Source organism: Clostridium celatum DSM 1785 (assembly GCF_000320405.1).
GTDB lineage: Bacteria > Bacillota > Clostridia > Clostridiales > Clostridiaceae > Clostridium > Clostridium celatum.
The window spans coordinates 69,987-82,094 of sequence record NZ_KB291615.1; the positions used below are offsets into that span (position 1 = coordinate 69,987).

A 12,108-nucleotide genomic window follows, 5' to 3' on the forward strand; every position below is an offset into this window, starting at 1 on the left:
GTGCGTCTGCCAATTTCGCCACATCTGCATTTACACTTTTATATATATTATAACATTTACATTTTTACACTTCACTACATAATTGTAATTTTATTTAAATTATATTTTATACACCTTCTAAATTGAATCTAATATTAAAACCTAAATTCGGCTTTTTAAAATCATAAGTACATCCCTTTTGTTTGTCTGCAACGATAAATAATTCTTTGTTCCCCACTATCATAAATCTCTCAAAAAATTTCTCCTTATTGCTACGCCAATATCTAAAAATCCAATGATTAGATTTACTTTCAAAAAAATTTAACCAATCATAAACGCTTATTTCTCCATCATACATTTATATCACCATTCCCCTAACCTTTAATTTAATAAATTATATTCTTAAACTTTACTTAATATTCATTATTTATATACATATTTATTTTTTTATTAAAAATATATTTTTAGGTACTGTTTATCTTTGGCTTAATATAATGGTACTGTAAAATAATATATCTATTACCTATTTTATTCAAAATATTAAAATAAAATTTCAAATTAATAAGTTTGTTTTATAGTTTATGTTTATATCTATCAATACTATTAACTAATTAATAACCTAAATTAGGTTTTATAAAAAAGCAGAACCCTTTATTGACATAAATCATATAGATATTTATAATTATTCTTAAGAAAATTTATAAAGATAAATATTAAATTTTTATTTCACTGATAGATTTAAATTATAATTAATATTTACACTTTATTATTTAAAACTATATAAGATTTATAACTTTTTATAGTATAAAAGTTATTTCATATTGTTAACTCTATGAAGAGACGAGTAAATTAAACCTTCATTTCAAGAGAGAAAATACCCTGGCTGTAAGTATTTTTAAATGAAATTAATTGAAGACTACCTCTGAGAGACTCTAATCCAGTCCGTTTCATCACGTTACGATGATTCTTAAGTGGCCTTTTTAGGCAATTAAGGGTGGAACCGCGGGAATGTAATGCTCTCGTCCCTTTTCTATACTATTTTTGTATAAGAAAAGTGACGTAGGGCTTTTTTTATACAATTAATCAGCCCTTGTGCTGTTATTTATTTCTACCAAAAATATAAACAAAATAAACGAAGGGAGATTTTTTTAATGATTAAAATTACTTTAAAAGATGGATCAGTTAGAGAAGTTGAAAATGGTTCATCAGTTTTAGACGCTGCTAAGTCTATAAGTGAAGGTTTAGCTAGAGCTGCTTACTGTGGAAAAATTAATGGAAAGGTTGTTGACTTAAGAACAATCTTAAATGAAGATTGCGAGCTTGAAATCTGTACTTTTGATACTGAAGAAGGAAAAGATGCTGTAAGACACAGTATATCTCATGTACTTGCTGCTGCCGTTAAAAGATTATATCCAAATGCTAAAATTGCTATAGGACCAGCTATTGCTAATGGATTCTACTATGACTTTGATGTAGAAAAAGCCTTCACTGCTGAAGATTTAGATAAAATCGAAGCTGAAATGAAAAAAATAATAAAAGAAAATCCTCAAATTGAAAAATTTGAACTTCCAAGAAGTGAAGCTGTAGAGCTTATGAAAGATGAACCTTATAAGGTTGAATTAATAAATGATTTAGGTGAAGATGAAATAATTTCATTCTATAAGATGGGTGATTTTACAGATCTTTGTGCAGGACCTCATGTACTATCATTAAAGAACATTAAAGCAATTAAACTTCTAAGAACTGCTGGTGCTTACTGGAAAGGCGACGAAAAGAACAAAATGCTTTCTAGAATATATGGAACAGCATTCTTAAAGAAAGCCGATTTAGATGCTTATTTAGAAGCCTTAGAAGAAGCTAAAAAGAGAGATCATAATAAATTAGGTAGAGAACTTGGAATTTTCACTACTGATGAAAAAGTAGGTCAAGGACTTCCTCTATTCATGCCTAAGGGAGCTAAGTTATTCCAAACTCTTCAAAGATGGATTGAAGATGAAGAAGAAAAAAGAGGATATGTTTTAACTAAGACTCCATTTATGTCTAAAAATGACTTATTTGTAGCTTCTGGTCACTGGAGCCACTATAAAGATGGTATGTTTGTATTAGGAGATGAAGAAAAGGACACTGAAGTTATGGCTTTAAGACCAATGACTTGTCCATTCCAATTCACTGTGTATAATGCAGAGCAACACAGCTATAGAGATCTTCCAATAAGATATGCAGAAACTTCTACTCTATTTAGAAAAGAAGCTTCTGGAGAAATGCACGGTCTTACTAGAGTTAGACAATTCACTTTATCAGAAGGTCATATAATCTGTACTCCAGAGCAAGTTGAATCTGAGTTTAGAGAAGTAATTGATTTAATAAACTACGTTATGGAAACTTTAGGAATAGCTGAAGACATCTCTTATAGATTCTCTAAATGGGATCCAAAAGATACTGAAAAGTATATAAATAACCCAGAAGCTTGGGAAGCTACTCAAAATCAAATGAGAACTATACTAGATCACTTAAATATAGATTACGTTGAAGCTGAAGGCGAAGCAGCATTCTATGGACCAAAGCTTGATATTCAATCTAAAAACGTTCATGGAAAAGAAGATACAATAATTACAGTTCAAATCGACTTTGCCTTAGGTGAAAGACTTGGTATGAGCTATATTGATAAAGATGGTGAAAAGAAAATACCATTCGTTATTCATAGATCATCAATTGGATGTTATGAAAGAACAATTGCTACTTTAATAGAAAAATATGCTGGTGCTTTCCCAACTTGGATGTCTCCAGTTCAAGCTAAAGTTCTTCCACTTTCAGATAAATATGCTGAATATGCTGATGAAGTAGTTAGCACTTTAAGAAGAAATGGTGTTAGAGTTGAAGTTGACCACAGAACTGAAAAAATTGGTTATAAGATTAGAGAAGCTAGACTTGAAAGAGTTCCTTATATCCTAGTTGTTGGTGAAAAGGAAGCTGCAAACAATGAAGTTTCTGTAAGAAGTAGAAAGAATGATGATGAAGGTGCAATGGCTTTAGATGCATTTGTAGATAGAATTACTACTGAAATAGCTAATAAAGAAAGATAAGATTAAAGTTAAATAAGATATATCAAATAATTTTTGATATATCTTATTTTTTTAATTAAATTACCCAAATTTTAACATAATTTTCAAAGTAACATAAAAAACTAATATTATGTATATCCTTAATATATAAATATTATTAAAGAATAGAGGATTGATTTAATTTGAGTTTTAATGAAAATAGTTATATACAATTAACAAAAGAAGAAATAGAAAATTGTAGACATGAGTCTGAAAAAAAATGGTACTTGTTTTTAGTATTTATTAATTTATTAATAATATTTTCTGTTATAGTAATTTGTATCATTAACATTCATAATTATAATACTCTACAAAAAACACTAACAGATTCTTTTGCTGATATGTCTTCATATGCTACTATTGTGTTTTCACCTTCATCAATACTTAACAACTTTCCTACTGAGTTACAGTTACTAATAACAGGATTAGTAGTTTTGATTTGTTTTCCATTTGGAGTAAACCTTTATTATGCAAAATATAAATCTAGAGCTATAAAAATTACTGAAAATAATTTTCCTGAAGTTTATTATAAAATACAGGAATACTCATATAAATTAGGACTTAAAAAAGTTCCAGAAGCACTTTTAATTCAACAAAATGGTATTATGAATGCATTTTCTGCTTTTATAATAAATAAACAATATATAGAAATTAATAGTGACTTATTTGAAATAGCTTATAGAGAATATCATGATTTAGATTCCCTTAACTTTATTATTGCTCATGAATTAGCTCACATTAAATATAAACATGCAACTTTTTCCTACAACATATTTATTTTATTTTCAAGTTTAATTCCTATAATAGGACCTACAGCTTCAAGAGCAAGAGAATACAGTTGTGATAGATTAGCTCAAAAAGTTACTGAAACTAGTGGAATTGAAGCTATGTTTTCTTTATTTGCTGGAAAGCACCTATATAAAAAAATTGATGTTTATGATTATATTGAAAATAGTAAAGACATAAAAGGTTTTTTTGTGTGGTGCAATAATTTAGTAAGTACTCACCCTATATTACCTAAAAGAATTAGAGCTTTAGCTAAAGGTGAAGGAAATGGTGAACTTTATTAATTAAAAATTTATTATTTTTTAAACTAAAAAGAAAAAGACAATGTAATCTGCACATTACATTGTCTTTTTCTTTTACACAACGTTATTAAATTCAACAGTGGCTTTATAAATGGCCCAAGATATAACTCTAGGATAGCTATTTCTTACAACAAAGATACTTTAACTAATTTTTAGAATAGTACTCTACAACTAAAACTTCGTTAATTTCTATTGGTACTTCTGCTCTCTCTGGATATCTTTCTAATATTCCAGAAAAGTTACCTTCATTCTTACTTAAGTAAGGTAACACATTTAGTATGTTAGCTTCAAAGTTTTCTTTGAACATTTCATTTTTTTGAGATTTCTCTCTTAGTTTAATTTCATCACCAACAGAAACTTGATATGATGGTATATCAATCTTTTGTCCATTAACTAATATATGTCCATGTACAACCATTTGACGTGCTTGTCTTATTGAGTTTGCAAATCCTAATCTATAAACTAAATTATCTAGTCTGCACTCTAGTAATTTAATTAAAGCATATCCTGTTAAATCTTTAGATTTAGATGCTTTCTTGAAATAGTTAGCAAATTGCTTTTCCATAACTCCATAATACGCTCTTAATCTTTGTTTTTCTAATAATTGAGTACCATAGTCTGAAAGCTTTTTATCACTTCTTGCAGTACCTTTAGTCGCTCTATTCATCGCTTTTGGATGACCACAAACATTTAAGCCAAGTCTTCTACACTGCTTAAATCTTGGTCCCATCATCTTCGCCATAGTATCATCTCCTAAAATTATTTCCGGCAGTACTTAAGCCTTAAATTCAATATAGCATACTTTTTTCTTTTTGTAAATGATAATAATTATCATTATCATTATTTTTTAAATTTTATAGAGAGGCTTAAATCCTCTCTATCTTAATACTTAGATAAATATTAATTTTTTACAACCTTTATAATAAATTTCATCTTTTATAGTTTCAATAAACTTTTGGACATATGCTTCTGATGTGCACTCAATATATAATACAACTTCATCTTTTAAACTTTTATCAATAATCTTTATATTATTGAAAATATCTCTACATCTACTTACAACCTCATCCTTATCAGATGTTCTTATTCTTAAAATAGAATTACAAGTTTTATGTGCATAATTAATCATTTCTGCTTTTTCTTTATTAAAGCTACCTATATCAGAAAATCTACAATTTATAATATCATTTAAATCACTATAAACTGAACTTCCTGTTGGTAACTTTCCAGCCCCTTTTCCTATAAATATTAATTCCCCAATTTCATCCCCATTTAAAATTACTCCATTAACTTCATTATCGATTTTAGCCAATATACTATCTTCATCTACTAAAACTGGTTTTACTGAAGTATATATTTTATTCCTACACTTTACTGCTTCTGCAACTAATTTAATTTTACAATTAAATTTTTTTGCATATTTAAAATCATTGCTATCTATTTCAGTAATTCCATTTATATTGATATCTTCCCATTTAAAACTCTTATCAAAAGCTAAGCTAGACAATATTGCTAACTTTCTAGCTGCATCATATCCTTCAACATCTGCTTCTGGATTAGCTTCTGCAAAACCTAGTTTTTGTGCCTCCTTTAATGCCTCATCATAAGATAACTTTTCAGACCCCATCTTAGTTAAAATAAAATTAGTAGTTCCATTTAAAATTGCCTTTATAGCATTTACCTTATTGCCACAAAGACTTTCAGTTAATGCTTTTATTATAGGAATTCCTCCTGCAACTGCAGCTTCAAATTTTAATGAAACTGAGTTTTCTTTAGCTATATTAAATAACTCTTGACCAAAGGTCGCTATTAAGTCTTTATTAGCTGTAATAACATGTTTTTTTAAAGTTAATGCTCTTTTAACATATTCATAAGCTGGATGAATACCACCCATTACTTCAATTACAATATCACTCTCTTTTGAAAATAACTCTTCTGAATCTGTTGTAATAACCTCATAATGACTACAATTTTTATGTTTTTCTTTATTTCTAACTAATATACTAGTAATGACAACTTCATTATCATTCTTTTCTCTATTTTTATCTATTAGCTCTATTAACCCACTACCAACTACCCCATATCCCATAATAGCTACCTTAGTCATTATTCTTCCTCCTATTAATTCTTATATAGCTTCTAATGCTTCTTTAATATCATTTATTAAATCCTTACTATCTTCTATTCCAACAGAAAGTCTTAGCAAATCTGGTGTAACACCACTAGCTAACAACTCTTGCTCATTTAGTTGACTATGACTTGTAGTTGCTGGATGTAAAAGACAACTTCTTGAGTCTCCTAAAGTTACTGCTAATGCTATTAAATTTAACTTTCTACTAAATTCTTTAGCATTCTCTATTCCACCTTTTATACCAAATGTTAAAATACCACTTGCTCCACCTTTTAGATATTTCTTTGCTAAATCATAAGTTTTACTTCCTTCAAGTAATGGATAATTAACCCATGAAACTTTTTCTTGAGTTGTTAACCACTGTGCAATTTCTAAAGCATTTTTAGAATGTCTTTCCATTCTTAAATGTAAAGTTTCTAATCCTAAATTAGTTAAATAAGCATTAAATGGACTCATGCATGCTCCTAAATCTCTTAATAATGTTACTCTAAGCTTAACTATATATGCTGCTTTTCCAAAACTTTCAACATATTTAATTCCATGATAGCTTGGATCTGGTGTTGTAAAAGCACTAAATTTTTTATTTGTCCAATCGAAATTTCCACCATCAACAACTATTCCTCCAATAGTTTGAGCATGCCCCTCTGAATACTTAGTTGTTGAATGAACAACAATATTTGCTCCATGTTCAAATGGATTGCAAAGATATGGTGTTGCTACTGTATTATCAACTATAAATGGAACTTTAATTTTCTTAGCTACACTGGAAAACTTATTAAAATCTAAAACATTTAAACCTGGATTCCCTATTGTTTCTCCATATATTGCTTTTGTATTTGGTCTAACTTTAGATAAAATTTCTTCTTCAGATGCATCTGGCTCAACAAATGTAACTTCTATGCCCAAATTTTTTAAATGTACTGTAAATAAATTAACTGTTCCGCCATATAAAGAAGTTACAGAAATTAAATGATCCCCAGATTTACAAACATTTAAAACTGCATAAAGAATTGCTGATTGACCTGAAGCTGTTGCAACCGCTCCAACTCCACCTTCTAACTTTGCATACTTTTCTTCCAACGCCCCAACTGTTGGATTAGAAATTCTGCTATATAAATGTCCATCTGCTTTTAAAGCAAATAATGCTTCTAATGTATCTGGATCATCATACTTATAAGTTGCACTTTGATAAATTGGTAAAACCCTAGGTTCACCTGATTTTGGCGAATATCCACCATGAATTCCTACTGTTCCTTTTCCTAAATTATTTGACATAAATAAAGCCCCCTTTTTATTAATTTAAATTTTTATAACAAAAAAGCTATTTCTTATTATCCTTTATAGATAATGAGAAATAGCTCAATAAGCTAATTTATTAATATATACTCTCATTTCTCAGGTAAAAACCTGCAGGATTTAGCACCACATTAATAATTAACAATTTATAGTTAAACTTAATAGATAAAAATCTTCTCTAAATTCTAACTATTAATAGGTTGCTAGGTTTCTCAGGGCCAGTCCCTCCACCATTCTTAATAAAAGTTCTTTTTATTCAATTTATTATCTTTATTATACACTTATGGAATATATTTTCAATACTTTTCTAAATTTTATTTTATATAGATAAATTTATCATTTGTAATTATACAATCTACATTAATATCATGCTCTTCACTTTCAATTTTATTTATAACTTGAAAATCATATGCTAATGCTAATTTTACACTTTTACATTTAATAGCTGAAATATATTTATCATAGTATCCTCCACCATAACCAATCCTATTCCCACTTCTATCAAAAACTACTCCTGGCATTATTATCAAATCAAATTTTTCACCAAATTTATTTTTATCCACATCTATTGGTTCAAGTATACCCCACTTATCCACAATCATCTTATCTAAACTGTGAATTCTTATTGCCTTCATTTCCTTCTTACTTTTATCTGTCTTAGGCACATATATCTTTTTATTATCCATCAAAGCATAATTTATTATTTCTTTAGTGTCAACCTCTGACCCAAAACTTACATAAATAAATATGCTCTCTGAATTTTTGTAAATATCACTATCAATTACTTTTTTTAAAATTAAATTATCATACTTGCTTTTAATTTCCAAGGATAATTCATTCCGTTTATTTATAGCTTCTCTTCTTAAAATATTTTTATCCATAAATTCTATCATATACTCACTTTCTATATTTTAAATTTCACATATATAATCTATAAATAATTACTTTTAATACTGCTTCTATTAACTTATTATCTACCCTTATTTTAGTTTAATATTCTTTAAGTAATATTATATCTCTCAATATTGAAGCTGCTGCATTCATTGTTCCTGAAGCTCCTCCAATTATACTTATATCTCCTAATGTATCTGTTTTATAATAAACTCCCTTATTTTTATAATCAACAGAATATAAAGGATGGCTTTCATCTATTTGCATTGGTTTTATATATGCAATAACCTCATCATTATTCTTTTCTATCTTCCCTATTAATTTTACTTTTTTATTCTTACTTTTCTCTAATTTTAAATCCTCTAATTTAATATCTGTTATTCCTTGTATTTTTAAATCACTAAGCTTAATATCTGTATTCATTAACACATTAGATAATATTATTATTTTACTTGCTGTATCATAGCCTAATACATCAAGACTAGGATTAGATTCTACAATTCCTTCTTCTTGTGCTTCTTTTAAAGCTTTTTCGTACGTTACCTCATCATTAGTCATTTTAGTTAATATATAATTGGTAGTTCCATTTAATATTCCTTCAATAGATTTAATTTCACTTCCTGCAACATCATATATTCCTCCAGAAATAGAAGGTAATGCTCCACCTGTTGTGCATCCTATCTTTAGCTTAACTCCATTATTGTCAGCTATAGCTTTCAATTCCTTATATTTTAATACTATTGGCCCCTTATTTCCTGTAATTACATTTTTCTTATTTTCTAATGCATTTCTTATATAAGTTAATGCAGGTTCTCCATCTACTATATTAGTTGGTGTTAACTCAATTAATGTATCTATATTTGCATTTTTAATCATTGATTCAACTTTTATTTCATTATGCCATAACTTATGTTTACAAACTTCGTTTTTCTTTATAAAACTCATAAGTTCCTCTAAATCTATTCCAGTTTCACTATAAAGCCCACCATTGCTTTTAATTATACACTTCACATTAATTTTTAAATTATATTTATCAAAAATATACTTTTTCTTAGTTATAAAAAGTTCTATTAATGCTTGTCCCACTCTCCCAAATCCTATTAACGCTATATTCATCGTTTTCCCCCCAATTTATAAAATTTTATATTCACCCTTTATATTTTAAAAGCTAATTATTTTATTTAAACTTATTATAATAATTTTATTTTACTGTATAATTATTGTAAATATAGTTAAAATGACAAATTAAATATAAAATTTAATTTGTCATTTTCTATTTTTAATTAAAGCCTTGGTACAAAACTAGCACATTCTGTTCCTGTTTGAGAAGTTGCTGCTCCGCCTTCTATACTTATATCTTCAGCTTCACACATTTTACAGTTATTATATGTACAATTTTCAGCTTCACAGGTAATGTTTAATGAGAATTTTGGTGATTCTATACTATTTGTAAAAGCTCCTGTCTTTTCTTCAAAACTTTCACAACAAGTATTAACTGAACTAACTGCACTTTTTCCACCTACTTGTATTCCATCTTTACAACACATATTACTTGAATTATGAGTACAATTATGAACATTGCATATTAAATTAGTCATATAAAATCCTCCTAAAAATAAATTGTTTAAAAATGAACCTTCTTCAAAAGCCTTTTATAAAAATTATATTTCAAATAATATTATTTAGATTAATATCCATTTTTATTCTTATATATCAACAATTTTAAATAGAATCGCCAATATAATAGCTTTTTTCTCACGTAAAAGCCTAACTTTTTATATAAGTTACTTTATTTTTTACTTATATTAGATTAAAATTATTAGTAATAGTCAAAATATAAGTTAAAGTTATTTTATTTAAGAATTAATTTTATTATTAGCTTTAAGTAATAATAATTTTAAATAAATAAATCAACTTAAATATTAATAAGTAGGAGAGGTACGATATGTCAACTGAAATTAATTCTTCTAATTTTATAAGAAATATAATAGTAGATGATTTAGAAAGTGGAAAACATAAAGAAATAATAACTCGTTTCCCACCAGAACCAAATGGTTATTTACACATTGGTCATGCAAAATCTATTCTTTTAAACTTTGGGTTAGCTGAGGAATTTAAAGGTAAAACTCATCTTAGATTTGATGATACAAATCCAGTAAAGGAAGATACTGAATATGTTGAATCAATAAAAGAAGATGTTAAATGGCTTGGTGGAAACTGGGATGAACTTTATTTTGCATCAGATTATTTTGATGAAATGTATAACAGAGCTGTTCTTTTAATAAAAAAGGGATTAGCTTATGTTTGTGATTTAACTCCAGAAGAAGCTAAAGAATATAGAGGTACTTTAACTGAACCTGGTAAAGAAAGCCCTTATAGAAATAGATCTGTTGAAGAAAACTTAGATTTATTTGAAAGAATGAAAAATGGTGAATTTAAAGATGGAGAAAAAGTCCTAAGAGCTAAGATTGATATGAGCTCTCCTAATATGAATATGAGAGATCCTATTATCTATAGAATTGCTCATGCAACTCACCACAATACTGGAGATAAATGGTGTATATATCCTATGTATGACTTTGCTCATCCATTAGAAGATGCTATAGAACATGTAACTCATTCTATTTGTACTCTAGAATTTGAAGATCATAGACCTTTATATGATTGGGTTGTTAAAGAATGTGAAATGGAATCGCAACCTAGACAAATTGAATTTGCTAGATTAAACATGACTAATACAGTTATGAGTAAAAGAAAGCTTAAACAATTAGTTGACGAAGGGATTGTTGATGGTTGGGATGATCCAAGAATGCCTACTATCTCTGGATTAAGAAGAAGAGGATGTACGCCTGAAGCATTAAAGAACTTCTGTGCTGCTATTGGTGTAGCTAAAGCTAATTCTACTGTAGATTCTCAAATGCTTGATTACTTTGTAAGAGAAGATTTACAAATGAAAGCACCTAATGCCATGGCAGTTCTAAGACCTTTAAAACTAGTTATAACTAACTATCCAGAAGGTCAAACTGAAATGCTTGAAGTTAGTAATAATGCCAAAGATGAATCTTTTGGAAAGAGACTTGTTCCATTCTCAAGAGAATTATATATAGAACAAGAAGACTTTATGGAAGTTCCAATAAAAAAATATTTTAGATTATTCCCTGGTAATGAAGTTAGATTAATGGGCGCTTATTTTGTTACATGTACAGATGTAATTAAAGATGAAGAAGGTAATGTAACTGAAATTCACTGTACTTATGACCCAGAAACTAAGAGTGGTTCAGGCTTTACAGGAAGAAAAGTTAAAGGTACTATTCACTGGGTAGATGCAAATAATTGTGTACCTGCTGAATTTAGATTATACGAACCATTAATCTTAGATGATACTGAAGGAAATGAAGGAAAGCACTTCTTAGAGCAAATAAATCCAAATTCTATGGAAGTATTACAAGGATTTATTGAGCCAACGGCAATAGAAAATGCTAAACCTCAAGATAAATTCCAAATGGTTAGAAACGGATTCTTTAATATTGATACTAAATATACTACTGATGAAAAATTAGTATTTAACAGAATAGTTTCATTAAAATCTTCTTTTAAATTAAAATAAAAATACTTAAAAAGA

At 27.9% G+C, this 12,108-nt stretch carries 10 protein-coding genes, 1 tRNA gene, 1 riboswitch and 1 other annotated feature (1 of these 13 cut by a window edge); of the genes, 3 read left to right on the plus strand and 8 right to left on the minus strand.

What is annotated here, in order from left to right; translation table 11 throughout:
* Both HMPREF0216_RS17025 and HMPREF0216_RS03220 read right to left on the minus strand, forming a co-directional pair.
* Positions 1-28 (minus strand) — tRNA-Leu (locus HMPREF0216_RS17025) (it extends 88 nt beyond the left edge of the window).
* A 78-nt stretch (positions 29-106) separates the two neighbouring features.
* Positions 107-337, minus strand: coding sequence for a hypothetical protein (locus HMPREF0216_RS03220; protein WP_005211072.1), 231 nt, complete (start codon positions 335-337; stop codon positions 107-109).
* A 465-nt stretch (positions 338-802) separates the two neighbouring features.
* Positions 803-1,009: a binding site (T-box leader), on the plus strand.
* Positions 1,010-1,130: 121 nt separating this feature from the next.
* Between HMPREF0216_RS03220 and thrS the strand changes: the two genes are divergently transcribed.
* Entirely contained in the window at positions 1,131-3,062 is a 1,932-nt protein-coding gene (gene thrS / locus HMPREF0216_RS03225; protein WP_005211073.1) for a threonine--tRNA ligase, read from the plus strand.
* 161 nt (positions 3,063-3,223) lie between these two features.
* The gene (locus tag HMPREF0216_RS03230) at positions 3,224-4,150 is read left to right on the plus strand and encodes a M48 family metallopeptidase (RefSeq protein WP_005211074.1); all 927 of its coding nucleotides are present in this window, start codon (positions 3,224-3,226) and stop codon (positions 4,148-4,150) included.
* A 163-nt stretch (positions 4,151-4,313) separates the two neighbouring features.
* Here the strand turns inward: HMPREF0216_RS03230 and rpsD are convergent, their stop codons facing one another.
* The 6 genes from rpsD to HMPREF0216_RS03260 form a co-directional block, all read right to left on the minus strand.
* The gene (gene rpsD, locus HMPREF0216_RS03235; protein WP_005211075.1) at positions 4,314-4,910 is read right to left on the minus strand and encodes a 30S ribosomal protein S4; all 597 of its coding nucleotides are present in this window, start codon (positions 4,908-4,910) and stop codon (positions 4,314-4,316) included.
* A gap of 147 nt (positions 4,911-5,057) precedes the next feature.
* A complete protein-coding gene (locus HMPREF0216_RS03240; RefSeq protein WP_005211077.1) occupies positions 5,058-6,275 on the minus strand; it encodes a homoserine dehydrogenase in 1,218 nt (405 codons plus the stop codon).
* A 21-nt stretch (positions 6,276-6,296) separates the two neighbouring features.
* On the minus strand, positions 6,297-7,574 hold the full coding sequence (locus HMPREF0216_RS03245; RefSeq protein WP_005211079.1) for an O-acetylhomoserine aminocarboxypropyltransferase/cysteine synthase family protein: 1,278 nt from the start codon (positions 7,572-7,574) through the stop codon (positions 6,297-6,299).
* Between the two features lie 110 nt (positions 7,575-7,684).
* Positions 7,685-7,841, minus strand: a riboswitch (SAM riboswitch).
* A 68-nt stretch (positions 7,842-7,909) separates the two neighbouring features.
* Complete coding sequence (locus HMPREF0216_RS03250; RefSeq protein ID WP_005211080.1) at positions 7,910-8,488, minus strand: 5-formyltetrahydrofolate cyclo-ligase; 579 nt, start codon at positions 8,486-8,488, stop codon at positions 7,910-7,912.
* A 97-nt stretch (positions 8,489-8,585) separates the two neighbouring features.
* Entirely contained in the window at positions 8,586-9,602 is a 1,017-nt protein-coding gene (locus HMPREF0216_RS03255; protein ID WP_005211082.1) for a homoserine dehydrogenase, read from the minus strand.
* Positions 9,603-9,769: 167 nt separating this feature from the next.
* Positions 9,770-10,084, minus strand: coding sequence for a DUF1540 domain-containing protein (locus tag HMPREF0216_RS03260; RefSeq protein ID WP_040418710.1), 315 nt, complete (start codon positions 10,082-10,084; stop codon positions 9,770-9,772).
* A gap of 347 nt (positions 10,085-10,431) precedes the next feature.
* Between HMPREF0216_RS03260 and HMPREF0216_RS03265 the strand changes: the two genes are divergently transcribed.
* The gene (locus tag HMPREF0216_RS03265; RefSeq protein WP_005211085.1) at positions 10,432-12,093 is read left to right on the plus strand and encodes a glutamine--tRNA ligase/YqeY domain fusion protein; all 1,662 of its coding nucleotides are present in this window, start codon (positions 10,432-10,434) and stop codon (positions 12,091-12,093) included.
* The last annotated feature ends 15 nt before the right edge of the window (positions 12,094-12,108 follow it).